This window comes from Agarivorans sp. Alg241-V36, from assembly GCF_900537085.1.
Taxonomy (GTDB): domain Bacteria; phylum Pseudomonadota; class Gammaproteobacteria; order Enterobacterales; family Celerinatantimonadaceae; genus Agarivorans.
Genome location: NZ_UNRE01000005.1, coordinates 146,047 through 162,045 on the forward strand (window position 1 = coordinate 146,047; position 15,999 = coordinate 162,045).

Consider the following 15,999-nt stretch of genomic DNA (forward strand, 5'->3'; position numbering starts at 1 on the left):
AAGATAACTTGATGCCTTTGTAAATAAAGCTTAACAGTTTGAATTGTATGATTTATTTCTGTTGGTATTCAGCAGCTAGTTGGCGGTAGCTTTGGTACTTCTTGATTAGGTCTACTTGTTCCAGTTCTGCGTTATCAAACAATAGCGCACCGTTGTTTTGTAGTTGCAAGTAAACCGTGGCAGCCATGGTGATGACTTTGTCGATGCGCTTTAAGGTCATTGGTGTACAGCTTTTACCGCTAATATCATCGGCAATATCCAAACAGTGTGAGCGGAAGCTTTCGGCAATAAATAGGTTTTTCAGTGAACGTTCGTTGTCTAGTGCATATTCCCAGCGTTCAATGATCGCTGTTTGCCACTGAATGATGGTTGGCTGCGCATAGTTTTGTTTTAGCCAAATCAGCTTTTGGGTATAAACATCCAGCGCCGCTTCTTTTAACTCTCGATAAATCGCCAGCTGATCGGCAGCTGTCATTACATCTTGATAGCGCAGCAAGTAGCCAAATACATTGCGGGTTTCTAAACGTTCTACCGCATGAAAATCGGGCGCCGCTAAACCATCACTATTAAAGTGCTCTAAGGGATCGTAAGGGTACATGTAGCCAAAATCGAACAGATGGATTTGTCGGCCGTCATAAATAATATTGCCAGGAGACAAATCCCATTCCATTAAGCCAGCTTGCTCTAAAGCGAATTGAGTATCGAAAATTTGTCTAAAAATCTCACGGCTAAAGCTACATAGTGGTTTGCCTTCAATCCACGGTGACAAAATAAAACCAAGGCGATAGTTGGCGTAAAGGGTAGTAACAATATGTTGATAAGCTTTGGCGGTACTTGGTTGGTCTTTAAGTGCTTGAATGTCGCGACGACGCTGCACTTCGTTGAGGAAGGAGGTTTCGCCATCAACATTGTGTACTAAGGCTTGCGGGCGACGCTTTTTAAAGTTGTAGTGTCTACCATTAATGCATAGGTGGTAAACGATAGCGGTGAGACCACCTTCAAATACTTCCACTACATAGGGAGAGTCTGCTTCTAAAGCCAGCAGTTGCTCTGGCGGCAAGGGGCAGGCAGTGGCATCACCCACTATAATATTCTGCTCACCTTGTTGAAAATGCAGTTGAGCTTGTTGACGTTGTTCAACCAATGCATTCATCAGTACTCTCCATCCTTGATTACTTTTTTGTGAGTTTATTCTCATAAAACCGTGGAGTAAGGCGCTTTTATGGGATGAAAACCGTTTCGGTCACAAATATCTTGCGCCTTTGGAAGGTAATTGGCGCAGGATCACATTTAAGATCCTTGATCTTAAATGTTACCCAGAAATGTTGATTAGCAGGATTGTAGGAATTCTAACTGTTATTTTTGTTAAGAGCGGCCCGCAGTGCAGCAACGCCTTTATTGCCTTTTTCTTGGCGCTCTTCGGCGGTTTCTTTTTTGCGGCGTTGCTCCCACACTAAATCGTTTTGGGGTAGCTCGTATAAAAAGCGGCTTGGTTCTGGTTTGATTAGTTCGCCAAACTGACGGCGTTCTTTGGTTAAGGTGAAGGTGAGTTCGCGTTGAGCACGGGTAATGCCCACATAAGCCAATCGGCGTTCTTCTTCCACATTGTCTTCATCAATACTGCTTTGGTGAGGCAATAGACCTTCTTCCATGCCGATGAGATAGACATAAGGGAATTCCAAACCCTTTGAAGCGTGCAAAGTCATTAGCTGAACTTGATCGCTTTCTTCGTCTTCTTCGCCTCGCTCCATCATGTCACGCAAAATCAGTCGATTAACCACTTGGGGCAGGGTCATTGGCTCGTTGTCGTTATCACCTTCCAACATGCCACTGACCCAGCGAAACAGCTCCGAGACATTCTTCATGCGCATCTCGGCAGCTTTTGGGCTGGGGCTAGTTTCGTAAAGAAAATCTTCGTAGTGAATATCGCGGATCATGTCACGTACAGCTTGCTGGGCATCGCCCCGTTCTACTCGCTCGGCTAAAGCCAGTAGCCACTGGCTGAATTCATTCACTGCATTAAGCGCGCGGGTAGGCAGAATGCTGGTCATCGCAATATGAGTAGTTGCAGCAAATAAACTAATTTGTTGCTCGTTGGCATAGGTGCCTACTTTTTCTAGGGTAGTAGGGCCAATTTCGCGACGTGGTGTATTGATGATACGCAGCAGGGCGTTATCATCATCTTGATTCACCAGCGCTCGCAAATAGGCCATGATGTCTTTGATTTCGGTACGGGCAAAAAACGAGGTTCCACCACTAATTTTGTAGGGCACACGGTTGTTCATTAGGGTTTTTTCGAGCAAGCGAGACTGGTGATTTCCGCGGTACAAAATGGCGTAATCTTGATAATTGGCATTGTTCATAAAGCGGTGGCCAATCAGTTCGGCGACTACCCGCTCTGATTCTTGCTCTTCAGTTTTAGCAAATAGAATTTTCAGTGGTTCGCCATAGGCGAGCTCTGAGAACAGTGACTTCTCGAATATATGCTCGTTGTTTTCGATAAGAATGTTGGCGCACTTGAGGATTCGCTGGGTGGAACGATAGTTTTGCTCCAGCATGATAACTTCTAAAGCTGGGAAGTCTGTTTGCAGCTGCATCAAGTTTTTAGGCTGAGCACCGCGCCAAGAGTAAATGCTCTGGTCATCGTCGCCAACTACAGTAAAACAGGCTCGCTCTTGGGTAATTAACTTAACCAATTGATATTGGCTGGTATTGGTATCTTGATACTCATCCACCAATAGGTATTGAATGGTATCTTGCCAACGTTTGCGTACCGCTGCATCGTGGGTGAGCAGTAGGGTAGGCATTAGAATTAAGTCATCAAAATCTAGCGCGTTATAAGCGGTAAGTTGACGCTGATAGGCTTGATACATTTGAGCAAACAATTGATCTTGTTGGCTTTGTCCGGTTGCTTTGGCTACCGCTTGCGCCGGTAATACCAAATCATTTTTCCAGTTAGAAATGCAGCTAAGCAGTTGCTTGAGTAAGTCTTTATCGCCCTCTAACTCTTTTTCGGTGAGCTCTTTGAGCAAGGCCATTTGGTCTTGATCGTCAAACAGTGAGAAGTTAGGTTTTAGCTTAAGGCTGCGGTACTCACGACGAATAATGTCTAAACCCAAGGTATGGAAAGTACATACCCGTAGGCCTCGCGCTTCTTTGCGCCCCATGGTTTGACCCACCCGCTCTTTCATTTCGCGGGCCGCTTTATTGGTGAAGGTTACCGCCGCAATGTTTTTCGCTTTATAGCCGCAATTTTGCACTAAATGCGCGATTTTATTGGTAATTACCCGTGTTTTACCACTGCCTGCGCCAGCTAGTACTAAGCAAGGGCCAGACACATAACTAACGGCTTTATCTTGAGCGGGGTTTAACTTCACGGAGCTTTCCTTCTATACGGGGCGTGCATTTTAGCTGATCAGGCAGGGCTGATCTACGCCGCATTACCGTTTTGATACTCTTTAACAAAAGTAAGATTTTGTAAAATGAACAATTATTCATTGATTGTTTTTTGATGAGGAATATAATCGCCGAAAATACTGAACAAATGTTCATTTTAGTGATCACTGATAAACGCATACGTATATTGATAGCTGCCGAAACCCTGATAAATCAATCGGGGCTTGAGGCTGTGTCTATTCATCGTGTGGCTAAACAAGCCAAAGTGGCTACTGGCACCATCTATTTGTATTTTAAAGACAAAGATGAACTGATGGCAGAGCTGCACGATCGCAATCTACGTTTGTTTGCCGAGGCTTTTTTATCAGGTGTGGAAAACGCGCAAAGCCTACAAGAACGCCACCGTCGTTTATGGCTGAATGCACTACACTACCATCAAGAGAATGTGAATGTGCAACGCTTGTGGGTGCATTTAGAAACCTTACCTAAAAATGCTCACCATAAAGCACTTATTCAGGAATTATTTGAACCGGTAAAACTATTTTTTCGCAGTGGTGTCGAACAAGGCTGCTTTAAACCTTTACCGAGTGAAATGTTGTATGCCTTGGCCTTTGGCCAAATACTCGAAATTTGTCGCTTTTCTTATTTGCGAGAAGTGGAATTTACAAAGCAAGACATGGACGCCGCGCTTTTAGCTAGCTGGGATGCTATCACCGTACACCCTTAGTGATTGGAGTGGGAAATGAAAAAATGGATGGCAATCATGCTAGCCATAGCAGTGATTCTGTTTGGTAGTGTGTTTGGTTTTTACCTGTTCAAGCAAAAGATGATTGCCGAATTTATGGCTAATCGACCGGTGCCAGAAATGCCAGTAGAAGTCGCTACAGCAAATGCAGAAGACTGGCAGCCAGCGATTGAGTCAATTGGATTTATTGAACCTTACCAGGGCGTGAACCTTAGTAGCTCGGTAGCCGGTTTGGTAAGCAAAATTCACTTTTCATCGGGCGATACAGTAAAAGCGGGTGAGCTATTAGTTAGTCTTGAGGCTGATGTTGAAAAAGCCAACCTTGCCAGCGCTAAGGCTAAGCTTCCGGCGGTTAAACGCCAAATGGAGCGTAACAAAACCTTGCTTGATCGTGGCTCGGTATCACAAACCCAATTTGATGATTCAGAAGCCAACTACTTAGCCTTAGTGAGTGATATTGAAGCACTTAAAGCCACCATTGAGCGCCGAGATATTCGTGCACCATTCAACGGTGTAATGGGTATTCGCCAAATCAACCTAGGCCAGTATTTACAAGCCGGTGACGACATTGCCCGTTTAGAGAATCTAGACCATATGTTGTTGCGCTTTATTGTGCCGCAAAAAGACATATCGCTAATCAATGTGGGTACCGAAATTGAGCTTAACTCTGACGCTTACCCTGCTCAGTGGTTTAAAGGCACAATTACTACCATTGAACCTACGGTTGACCCGCAAAGTGGTGTGATTCAAGTTCAGGCTACCATTCCTAACGCAGAAGGGCTTTTACGTTCTGGCATGTATGCCAGTGTACGTATTTGGCAAGCGGTTAAGCCTAATCAAATTGTGGTGCCGCAGCAGGCTATTTCGTTCTCTCTATACGGTGAATCTATCTACGTATTAGAAAATGACACCGCCGAAGATGGTAGTGAAACCTTAGTGGCTAAGCAGCGCTCGATTACTGTTGGCGAACGTCGTGGAGACGTAGCGGTGATAGATAAAGGCGTAAACGCGGGTGAGCAAGTAGTCGTCTCTGGTCAAGTGCGCTTACGTAATGGGGCGGTGGTGCGTATTGTGGAAGATGACTTCGTGCAACGCGACCAAAACTTGCCAAAAGATTAGGAGCTTAGGTCATGAGATTTACCGATATTTTTATTCGGCGACCGATATTAGCGCTGTCTTTAAGTTTGCTGTTACTGATTATTGGTATTCAATCAGTCTTTAAGCTGCAAATTCGCGAGTATCCAGAGCTAACCAATACGGTTATTACCGTGAGCACCGCTTATTACGGCGCGCCTGCGGAAGTTATTCAGGGTTTTATTACCCAGCCACTGCAGCAGTCGATTGCTGAGGCGGATAACCTCGATTTCTTAGAATCTAATTCTTCCATGGGTAGCAGTACCATTACTGCTTACATGAAAACTGGAGCAGACCCAGATGCCGCTTTGTCGGAGATTATGGCTAAGGTTAATGCGGTACGTGCCCGTTTGCCTAGTGAAGCCTTAGATCCCAACATCTCGCGTTCTACCGGTTCTAGCACCTCCATTATGTACATCGCCTTTAGTAGTGATGAGCTAAAAGCGGCGCAAATTGTGGATTACGTAAATCGTAATGTGCAGCCGCAAATGGTAACAGTAAGTGGTGTGGCTAAGGCCAATGTGTATGGGCCGCAGTTGTCTATGCGAGTGTGGCTAGACCCAGTAAAACTAGCTAACCATAAGCTCACCGCCGCAGAAGTGGTTAATGCACTGCAAAACAACAACTTTCGTTCAGCACCCGGTCAGGCGAAGAGCCGCTTCTTTCTTTACAACGTAGAAGCCGATACTGATCTTAAAACCCGTGCCGAGTTTGAACAGTTGATTGTGGCGCGCAGCGAAAGCGGTATTGTTCGCTTAAACGATGTGGCTGAGCTAGAGCTGGATGCGGCGCGTGAAACCGTGCGAGCTAAGGCCGATGCGCAAACGGCAGTTGTAGTAGCGATTGATCCAACTCCAACAGCTAACCCGTTAACCGTTGCCAAGTTAATTACCGAAATGTTACCTGACTTGGAAGCCAACCTTCCCGATAGCATGGGCATGCAGGTACTTTATGATTCAACGGAATACATTGAATCGTCGATTAATGAAGTTCTGACCACCATCGTCGAGGCAACCATTATTGTGGTGGTAGTTATCTTCTTGTTCATGGGTAACTTGCGAGCAGTTTTAATTCCGGTTATTGCGATTCCTCTATCATTGATTGGTGTGTGTTTAGCCATGCAAGCTTTGGGCTTCTCGTTAAACTTACTCACCTTGCTAGCGATGGTACTGGCCATTGGCTTGGTGGTAGATGACGCCATTGTGGTGGTGGAGAACGTGGACCGGCATATTCGCCAAGGTATGAAGCCCTTTGATGCTGCCATTGTGGGAACCCGAGAAATTGCCTTACCGGTGATTTCAATGACCATTACCTTAGCGGCGGTATACTCGCCAATTGCCATGGTAGAAGGCTTAACCGGCGTATTGTTTGCTGAGTTTGCTCTTACCTTAGCGGGCGCGGTAGTTGTATCGGGTTTTGTCGCCTTAACCTTGTCTCCGGTGATGTGTTCGGTATTGCTGAAACACAATCCAAATCCGGGTCGCTTTGAAGTAGGCGTTCACAAGTTTTTAGATAGCTTAGACAGCGGCTACGACAAACTTGTTGGTGGAGTATTAAAGTACCGCCCAGTGGTGGTGATTTTCGCCATTATAGTGATGGGCTCTTTGTACCCACTGCTGAAGATTATTCCTACAGAACTTGCACCTGCAGAAGATAAAGGTGCGGCGATGATTATGGCCAATGGTCCGGCCGGGGCAAACATTGATTACATGGATCAATACACCACCGAAGTTGGCCGACGAGGCATGGGCTTAGATGATATTGCCAGTGCCTTTACTTTAGCGGGTATACCTAGCGCGACTCAAGGTTTAGGCTTTTTGAACACCACCCTGTGGGAAGACCGCACCATGAGTCAAGATGAGCTGGTGAAAGCGATTCAAGCCGAAACCGCCGACATTGCCGGTGTATCCGTTGCGTCGTTCCCATTGCCGGTTCTACCGGGTGCCAGTGGCGGCTTCCCAGTGCAGTTTGTATTGCAAGGTACTGGTGATTACCGCACTTTGGTGAGTCTAGCCCAGGAGCTACAACAAGCGGCGATGCAAAGTGGTTACTTTGTATTTACCGACTTAGATACCAAGTTCCAAACGGCCACCTTAGACATAAAGGTTAACCGCGATAAAGCCGGTGCTTATGGGGTGAAAATGGCCGATATTGCCAGCACCTTGGGCACTTTAATGGGCGATGGTTACATTAATCACATTAACTACGACGGTCGCTCTTACGAGGTGATCCCTCAGGTTAAGCGTGAAGACCGTTTAAGCCCTGAGGCCATTGGTCAGTTCTACGTGAAAACCGTGGATGGTAGCCCAGTACCTTTGGTTAACTTAATCGAATGGGATTTAACCGGTCAACCAAGCTCTTTATTGCAAATGAACCAAACCAACTCGGTAACCCTAAACGGCGCTTTAATGCCAGGTCAGACCATGGGCGATGCGCTTAAGTTCTTAGAGCAAAAGTCAGCTGAGATTTTACCTAAGGGTTACGGTTTTGAGTACAAAGGCGAGTCTCGCCAGTTTGTGCAAGAAGGCTCGGCCTTGTATGCCACCTTTGGCTTAGCACTAGCGATTATCTTCTTGGTATTGGCAGCGCAGTTCGAAAGTATTCGCGACCCAATTGTGATTATGGTGTCGGTACCGTTAGCGATTTGTGGCGCACTGTTGATGATGGGCTGGGGCTTAGCATCGCTAAACATCTATACCCAGATTGGTATGATTACCTTAGTGGGTTTGATTACCAAACACGGTATTTTGATGTGTGAAGTAGCTAAAGAGCGTCAAATCTTAAAAGGCGAAGATAAAATCACTGCAATTCGCCATGCGGCGCGTATTCGTTTACGGGCAATCTTGATGACAACCATTTCTATGGTAGCTGGCTTGGTGCCATTGCTATTAGCGGTTGGTCCGGGTGCGGCAGCGCGCTTCGACATTGGTATGGTGATTTGTGCTGGTTTATCTATTGGTACGGTATTTACATTGTTTGTATTGCCAGTGATTTACTCCTACTTGGGAGCCAATCACAAACCAGTGCCAAGTGTTGACCACTTAGTGGGCGACACCGTCGCTGATTAAGCCAACCTGAACGAGACTAAAAAGCCCAAGCATTTGCTTGGGCTTTTTTATGCTCGCTATTCAAAAGTACTTAATACTCAAAGCGCTTAAGCTGCACATTGAAGTCATCAGCTAATTGGTTAAGCTGGCCACTAATTTGGTTTGATTCATCCACTTGTTGAGAGTTTTGCGTGGCGACATCGGCGATGCGCTCGATCAGTGAAGCAATCTCGCCAGCCACGGTGGTTTGTTCTTTTGCCGCTGAGGCAATGTGTAAGTTCATTTCATTGATGCTGCCAATAGAGGTGACAATTTCCGATAACAAGCTTTCGGCGGTTTCTACTTGCTCTACCACCTCGTCGGTGCGGCTTTGGCTTTGCTCCATGGCCGTTACAGCGTTGTTGGCACCACCTTGAATTTTCTCGAGGATGTTTTGAATTTCGCTGGTGCTTTGTTGGGTTTTTTGCGCCAAGGTTCTTACTTCGTCGGCTACCACTGCAAAGCCTCGGCCTTGTTCACCGGCACGCGCTGCCTCAATGGCCGCATTAAGTGCCAGCAAGTTAGTTTGCTCGGCAATGCCTTTAATTACATCGAGCACCGCTCCCACATTATTGGTATCTGCGGCTAAATCTTTAACCACTTCTCCAGCGTGGCTAATATCAGCTACCTGAGTATTAATACTGGTGATTACCTGTTTCATAGCTTCGGCACCATTGTGCGCGGTTAAATCGGTATTGTGGGTAGTATCGGCAGTATTGGCGGCATTTTGCGATACCTCGTTGGCCGAGTGCGACATCTCTTGAATGGCTGTGGCCACTAAATCAGAGCTTTCACGTTGCTGATGGGTACCTTTGGCTAAATCTTCTGACATGTTATTTAGCATATTGGATGAGTTATGTAGCTGCTCGCCAGATTGGCTTAAATCAGACACGGTACTGAGCAAAAACTGCTGCAACTTGCGGGTGGCATTGGCTAGCTTACCAAGCTCGTCACCGCGCTCTAAGTGCACGGTAACATTGAGTTTTCCATTAGCGAGTACGTCTATGTCTTCTACCAAGGAGTTAATTGGCTTAATGCATTGGCGCTCCATAAATAAGAAGCTAACAAAAATCACCAACAAGCCGCTAATACCAATGATAATGAAGCTAATCTGGCTGACTTGATGAGCGCGCGCAGTATTTAGTTCAACTTGCTGGGCGGTTATAGCTTTTAGTTGGTCGCTAAGCTGCGACATCGACTTAGAGGGAGCTCTATCAATGCCTTTTACTGCTTTGTCGCCGGCTTTAAAATCAAAACCCGCTGCCTCGTACTCCGCTTTCCCTTTAGCATAAGCGGTACCGAGTGTTTTATGCGAGGCTAAAAACTCTTCTGCAAGTTTTGCTAGTTCTGGGTAGTTGGCTTGTTTTAGCTCTGTAACCAGTTTGCCAACTTGTTGCTGAACTTCTTTTTGCTTATCTTGGAAGCGATCCCAATATTTTTTGTTTTGCTCTGGGTCATGGCCGCGTAGCAAGACATTTTTCCATTCTTGAATTTGGGTTTTAAAGGCGATGTGGGACAGTAGGGCTACTTCCTCGAGATGCACTTCATTGTGAGTGAGTTTATCAAAGTTGTTAGCTGTTTCACGCAGATGCATTGCTGTGTATATGGCTACAGCCATTAACAATACCAATGAAGCAACAAGTACCGACAGTATTTTGAAGCGTAAACTGGTTTTATCCCAAGACATTATTTGCTCTCCTTTGCTATTAAATAAAGCATAGAACAGCACTCTTAAAAGAGCAGAGAAAACCTTTATTTTTTTGGGGCTTAGCTAGCAATTATTAAAACTTGAGAGATTTGAGATAAACTACCGGAAAGACATTCTGATGAAGTTAAGTCTTTGAGTTATTTAGTTTATGCAAAGATTACGGGCTTTTTGCAGCTAACTTCTTAAGCACGCGTGATACTGCCGCAAAAGCAAAGCTTGCGGTTAGGTGAGTCACTGCGCCAAAACCGCTGCTGCAATCCATGCGCATGCTGCCGCCTGCATCGGGCTTCGCCATACAGGTTTCGCCATCACTACTTGGGTAGATAAGCTGCTCGGTAGAATATACGCAATCTACGCCAAACTTGCGTTTTGGGTTTTTACTGAAGTTGTAGAACCTACGCAGCTCGTTGCGGACTTTGGCTGCCAGAGGGTCTTGAATGGTTTTGGCTAAATCGGTGATCTGAATTTGGGTTGGATCAATTTGACCACCGGCGCCACCTACCGTAATGAGTTTGATTTTGTTGCGTTTACAGTAAGCAATTAAGGCTGATTTAGCTTTTACGCTATCAATGGCATCAATCACGTAGTCAAAGTCTTTGGTGATGTATTCACTAAGGTTATCTTTGGTAACAAAGTCTTCAATTTCTAGGCATTCGCACTCTGGGTTTATTTGTAAAATCCGCTGGCGCATTACCTCGGTTTTTGACTGACCCACGGTGCTGGTGGTGGCGTGGATCTGGCGATTGGTATTGGTGGTACAAATGTCATCCAGATCAATCAGTGTAATCTTACCAATGCCACTTCTAGCCAAGGCTTCAGCCGCCCACGAACCAACACCGCCAATGCCGATGACACAAACATGAGATTGTTGGAAAGTATTGAGTGCCGAGCGACCATAAAGGCGTGCAATGCCGCCAAAGCGTTGTTCAAATTGAGACATGATAAACCACGATAAAAATAACGGCGGTGATTATAGCAAAGCCGAGGTGCTTGGTTAAGCATTAGGGGCTGTAATAAGTGGTGGGGTAAAACGGCGCATTTGTGTTAGATTTAAGGTATTGAAATTTGTGCCAATAAGCACTTGGAGTGAACTATGTTTCGAATTTTTGCGATTGCGTGTTTGTCCTTTATTGCCGCCGCATGCACGGTAAAACCGGCGCTAGATTATAATGTTGACCAGGACTTCTCCCAGTTCAAAGACTTTGCCTTTGTACCAATGCCAGAGGATGCAGTGGCAACTATTGATGGCCAACGCATTGAGCGTGAGTTAAGCAGCCAACTACAAGCTAAAGGCATACCTGCGGTAGCGGTTGAAGAGGCCGATATGTTGGTTGACTACCGAGTTGATGTAGCGACTGAGTTAGAATCTTACGGCGGTTCATTCTCAGTGGGTGTAGGCCGCAAACACGGGGCAATTGGTGTGAGCTCACCAGATCGTTATAAAGAACGTAAATATGGCAAACTGGTTGTAGAGTTTTTTGATCCAGCAACTAATGCCTTGGTATGGCGCTCCATTTCGCAAAGCCAACTACGTGAAACTATGGGACCAGAAAGTCGCGCCGAATTCATTAATAAACAAATCACTTTAATGTTAGAAAACTACCCACCAAAAGCTAACTAAACCATTCTAGTACCCGCTAGATAACTTATTTAGCGGGTAAGATTTATTCTGCTATAACACTTCTATTTCTACCATTTTGCTTGGCGCGATACATGGCCTTATCGGCGCGATCAACCAATAGGCTGGCGAGTATTTCGTGGGTTTTAATTTGAGCGATGCCGCAGCTAATGCTCATAGTGATCAAGTTGCCTTCAATCTCGAATTCGCTTTGATTTACGCCTAAACGAATTTTTTCTGCCACTTCTAGGGCGGCTAAGGCATCGCAGTTGGGTAGCAACACAATGAACTCTTCGCCGCCCCAACGGCACAAAATGTCCGACTGGCGAATAAATTGACGGGTTATTTCGGCCACTTTCTTTAAGGCTTTATCGCCCACCAAGTGACCATATTTATCGTTAACCTGCTTAAAGTTGTCGATGTCGAAAATGATGATGGAGCAGGGGCTATTGGCCCGGTGTTGTATATCAATTACCTGTTCTAAACGGCCTTCAAAGGTTTGTCGATTATAAATACCGGTTAGTTTGTCGGTAGACGCCAGTGTTTCTAAGCGGCGTTGATAGCGGCCTAGGGTAAAGTTAGCCACTATTAGCATACTAACGGTAACCAACAAGCTAATGCTAAGGTTTACCCACAAGGTATGTTTGAGATCTTGAATCGCCGGTACGTCTTGCTGTTCAACAATCAAGTACCAGTTAAACTCTGGAATATAGCGAGCATTTAGATAGTGTTGTTGGCCATCTTCGCTAAAACGGTAGCTATTTTTCGCCCCGCTAAGAACTGAGGCTGCTTGAGAAGCCAAGCCCTTGCGCAAGCTAATGTTACGCGGTCCTTGGTAGTTGGTGCCACTTAAGGTGACATTGCCTAAGGCATCAATAAAGTAAACACTGCGCTGATAGCGAGTTTGGTAGAGCTGAATGAGTTCTTTTACAAATTCTACGTTTAGCCCAACTCCGGTTACCCCAATCAGCTTCTCTTCAAAATCAAATACTTTGTAATTCACAAATACCGTGGTTCTGCTGTTATCAGCGGTATCGTAGTCGATGTTTATTTCGTACTCTTGAGAGGGCGGTAATTGGCTTACTCGATAAAACCAGGCATCGTCTGGGTCGTCTTTAGAAATGGTTTTGATAATGCCCGACGGGTGGTAGTAACGGCCGCTGTGGCTGGATACAAAAAAGCTAGTAATGGTTTGGTAGCGCTGCTGAATATTGTCGAGATAACGAATAATTGGCTGAGCGTTGTTTTCACCGGAAATTGCCCAATCACGTACAAAGGTATCTTGCGCCATTAAGGATGAGGTAAAGATAGGTTGTAGTAAGTCTCGTTGAATTTCCGAATAAACGGTATCGCTGGTTAAAGGCAGGTGATTAGATTCTATTTGGTCTCTTAGCGAGGTATGCGCAACTTGGTAGCTCAACCAAGAGGTGAGCCAAAAGGCACACAACAGCATAAAAGATAAGCCGAAAACAAACTTACGTTTGTCATTCCATGGGCTATAAATTGGCACCTGCGCTCCTTGCAAACTGGCCTTTATTCAAGATCTTAGTGTAAAGTTAATGTAAGTCTTAGGCAACCAAACTGGCGCTGGCTGCCAGTTAGTAACAAAAAGGTTAATACTGTAATGGCAAATAATCAAGCGGCTCGGCCTTCGCTATTCTATATAGAGTGTCTACGCTTTATCGCTGCTATAGCAGTAGTGGGTATTCACGTGCTTGGCCCATATCGCGATATGGTGCCCGAACTGGCCTGGCACGAGTGGCTTCCGGCTATTTCTCTTAATGCCATTAGCCGCTGGGCGGTGCCTATTTTTATCATGATTAGCGGTGCTTTGTTGATGTCGGATCAGCGGCCTTTTAATGCGGCGCATTATTTACCGCGGCGATTAGCTAAGGTTTTGTTGCCCTTCTTAGCTTGGACGGTAATTTATGCCTTTGTTGGTGGTTATGAAGAGGGGGCTTGGTCTTGGGATGTAACCGCAAGCTTGTTAGAGCATTCGCCCAATGAACAAACTTGGTATCATCTGTGGTTTTTCTATGACTTTATTCCACTCTACTTTGTGATCCCACTACTGGCGCCATTGCTATATAAAATGGAGAAACAACGGGTTTTGTTGCTGCTAGCCGCTTGGTTAATGCTGACTTTAATGCATTGGCTTAAGGTAGAAACTCCGCTACGTCAAAACATCATTTTATATAGTGGCTATTTGGTGATGGGTTGGTATCTATTTAATAACGACCAACAGGCCCATCTTAAATTTTGGCTGGCTACAGGCAGTGCTATGCTGGCGTTTAATGTATTTGGTAGTGCTTTTTATATCTGGTTACAGGGCGAATACAGCAGTGTATTTATGGGGTATAAAAGCTTAAATACCGCCGTGATTGCCATGAGCCTGTTTGTATTAATAAAAGCTTACGCTGAGCGAGTGCCCGAAGGTTTTAGGCCATTAATTAAAACTATTTCCAAATACAGTTTTGGTATTTATTTGGTTCACCCTTTATTTTTGATACCAGTACGTAACCCAGACTACGGCATCTATCAGTGGTTTGGTCATTCAAGTATTGCTCTAGTGGTAATTAGCGCGGTGGCTTTAGGTTTAGCATTTGTGCTGAGCTGGTTACTTACTCGCTCATCACTCACTCGCTGGTTAGTGCCTTAGTATTGAGTGGTATAAGGCTATCCGTAGCAGAGGTATGGCATGTATAGCGTGAGCTTTAGAGTGAATGACAAAGTGCACCGAAAGTCTTATAAAACGGAATCGGGAGCAATGCGAGCTATTCGCAAGTGGTTTCAACAGCATCCAGAAAGTATGCATACATTGGTCATGTTATATGGACCAGACCAAGAGCCCATTAGTTATACTCAAGCCTGCGATTTACCAGAAGTTACAAGCAAGGTGAGTGATTTTTATCGGAGTCAAGCTTGGTTAGAGCTTCGTTACAAAGCCTTAAATCAATATGGAAACAGCTGCGCGTGTTGCGGTAGGGGTCTTGAAAATGGCGCGACTTTACATGTGGATCATATAAAACCCCGCTCGCGTTATCCCGAGCTTGAATTGAAATTAGATAACCTACAAGTGCTGTGTGACCAGTGCAATATAGGTAAATCTAATAAATCTGAGAAGCAGTGGCGCTAAATGGCTTTAACCTTAAGAGAGTGACATGGCTGAACAAATGCTAATGAAAAATGGCCTGGCAGAACCTGCGGTGCAGCGCATTGCACAGGGAATAGCGGCGGTCTACCCAGAGTTTGACACTAAACGGTTTGTTGAGTTTGCGCTTAAGGGCTTAGAGGAGCTAGAACTTAAACAGCGGGTGACTCATATTATTGAGGTATTGCAACAAACGCTGCCTGAAGACTTTGCGAAAGTTACCGAAATACTTACGGCACTGCCGCAGTATTGGGACCGTGGTGACCCAGACGATAGCTTACGCGGTTTTGCCATTTGGCCGGTTACCGATTACGTGGCGGTGGCTGGTATAGACCAGCCACAATTGGCTTTTAAAGCCTTGGCGGCACTTAGCCCCTTGTTTAGTGCTGAGTTTGCTATTCGTCCGTTTATCGAAAAGCACCCTGAGCTAAGCTGGCAACAATTGTTGGCTTGGACACGCAGTGAAGATGAACACCTTAGACGTTTAGCCAGTGAAGGCTGCAGGCCTAGGCTACCGTGGGGAGTGCAGCTTAAACAGCTGATCACAGATCCCGCGCCAATCTATCCGATTTTGGACGCGCTGAAAAACGACAGCAGTTTGTATGTGCGCCGCTCGGTGGCGAACAACCTAAACGACATCGCCAAAGACCACCCCGAGCAGGTATTGGCAATGTGTTTAGCTTGGCAACAAGGTGCCAGTAGTGACTTACAGTGGTTGATCAAACATGCCACTCGAAGTTTAGTTAAGCAGGGCCATCCAAAAAGCTTTCCGCTGTTAGGTTATACCGCTGAGCCAAAGGTTGATATTGAGGAGTTTGCGTTGCTCAATAGCGAAGTGGCAATGGGCGAAACCCTTAGTTTTGCTATTGCCCTGCGGGCACAAAAGCCTCAGCAAAAGTTTGTATTGGATTATGCGCTGCATTTTATGAAAGCCAACGGCAAAACCGCGGCCAAGGTGTTTAAGCTAAAGAACGTGAACTTAGCAGAGGGCGAAATGTTTGCTATGGAGAAAAGCCATTCGTTTAAGGCTATTTCTACGCGTCGCTATTATCCGGGGGAACACTTTGTGGCAATCCATATTAATGGCCAAGAGCAGGCGCGTTTGGCATTTACGCTTAACGCCTAAACGATGGGTATTGCAAAATAGCGTGGGCAAGCTTT

Annotated in this window: 12 protein-coding genes; 7 read left to right on the plus strand and 5 right to left on the minus strand. The window is 45.5% G+C overall.

The genetic code is table 11. The features are described 5' to 3' along the window. Positions 1-52: 52 nt before the first annotated feature. Positions 53-1,153, minus strand: a complete 1,101-nt coding sequence (locus G6R11_RS12685; RefSeq protein WP_163133451.1) for a phosphotransferase — start codon at positions 1,151-1,153, stop codon at positions 53-55. 196 nt (positions 1,154-1,349) lie between these two features. Continuing rightward, positions 1,350-3,377 carry a DNA helicase Rep gene (rep, locus tag G6R11_RS12690; RefSeq protein WP_163133452.1) on the minus strand — a complete coding sequence of 676 codons (2,028 nt, stop codon included), beginning with the start codon at positions 3,375-3,377 and terminating at the stop codon, positions 1,350-1,352. 134 nt (positions 3,378-3,511) lie between these two features. On the opposite strand from rep, the gene G6R11_RS12695 reads away from it, so the two are divergent. The 3 genes from G6R11_RS12695 to G6R11_RS12705 are packed head-to-tail and all read left to right on the plus strand — an operon-like array spanning position 3,512 to position 8,343. After that, complete coding sequence (locus G6R11_RS12695) at positions 3,512-4,123, plus strand: TetR/AcrR family transcriptional regulator (RefSeq protein WP_163133453.1); 612 nt, start codon at positions 3,512-3,514, stop codon at positions 4,121-4,123. A gap of 15 nt (positions 4,124-4,138) precedes the next feature. Next, positions 4,139-5,260: an efflux RND transporter periplasmic adaptor subunit gene (locus tag G6R11_RS12700; protein ID WP_163133454.1), complete on the plus strand. Its 1,122-nt coding sequence runs from the start codon at positions 4,139-4,141 to the stop codon at positions 5,258-5,260. An 11-nt stretch (positions 5,261-5,271) separates the two neighbouring features. After that, complete coding sequence (locus G6R11_RS12705; RefSeq protein WP_163133455.1) at positions 5,272-8,343, plus strand: efflux RND transporter permease subunit; 3,072 nt, start codon at positions 5,272-5,274, stop codon at positions 8,341-8,343. 70 nt (positions 8,344-8,413) lie between these two features. Here the strand turns inward: G6R11_RS12705 and G6R11_RS12710 are convergent, their stop codons facing one another. Beyond that, positions 8,414-10,048: a methyl-accepting chemotaxis protein gene (locus G6R11_RS12710; protein WP_163133456.1), complete on the minus strand. Its 1,635-nt coding sequence runs from the start codon at positions 10,046-10,048 to the stop codon at positions 8,414-8,416. 178 nt (positions 10,049-10,226) lie between these two features. Next, complete coding sequence (gene tcdA, locus G6R11_RS12715) at positions 10,227-11,009, minus strand: tRNA cyclic N6-threonylcarbamoyladenosine(37) synthase TcdA (RefSeq protein ID WP_163133457.1); 783 nt, start codon at positions 11,007-11,009, stop codon at positions 10,227-10,229. Positions 11,010-11,162: 153 nt separating this feature from the next. Here tcdA and G6R11_RS12720 point away from each other — a divergent pair, with 153 nt between their 5' ends. Next, positions 11,163-11,690 (plus strand): DUF4136 domain-containing protein, encoded by a 528-nt coding sequence (locus G6R11_RS12720; protein ID WP_163133458.1) that lies wholly within the window; start codon positions 11,163-11,165, stop codon positions 11,688-11,690. A gap of 43 nt (positions 11,691-11,733) precedes the next feature. On the opposite strand, the gene G6R11_RS12725 is transcribed toward G6R11_RS12720, so the two are convergent. Further along, entirely contained in the window at positions 11,734-13,140 is a 1,407-nt protein-coding gene (locus G6R11_RS12725) for a sensor domain-containing diguanylate cyclase (RefSeq protein WP_163133692.1), read from the minus strand. Between the two features lie 171 nt (positions 13,141-13,311). On the opposite strand from G6R11_RS12725, the gene G6R11_RS12730 reads away from it, so the two are divergent. From G6R11_RS12730 to G6R11_RS12740, 3 genes are all read left to right on the plus strand, one after another. Further along, positions 13,312-14,346: an acyltransferase gene (locus G6R11_RS12730; RefSeq protein WP_163133459.1), complete on the plus strand. Its 1,035-nt coding sequence runs from the start codon at positions 13,312-13,314 to the stop codon at positions 14,344-14,346. A gap of 108 nt (positions 14,347-14,454) precedes the next feature. After that, positions 14,455-14,823, plus strand: a complete 369-nt coding sequence (locus tag G6R11_RS12735) for an HNH endonuclease (protein WP_163133693.1) — start codon at positions 14,455-14,457, stop codon at positions 14,821-14,823. Positions 14,824-14,848: 25 nt separating this feature from the next. After that, positions 14,849-15,964, plus strand: coding sequence for a DNA alkylation repair protein (locus G6R11_RS12740; protein ID WP_163133460.1), 1,116 nt, complete (start codon positions 14,849-14,851; stop codon positions 15,962-15,964). Positions 15,965-15,999: the final 35 nt, after the last annotated feature.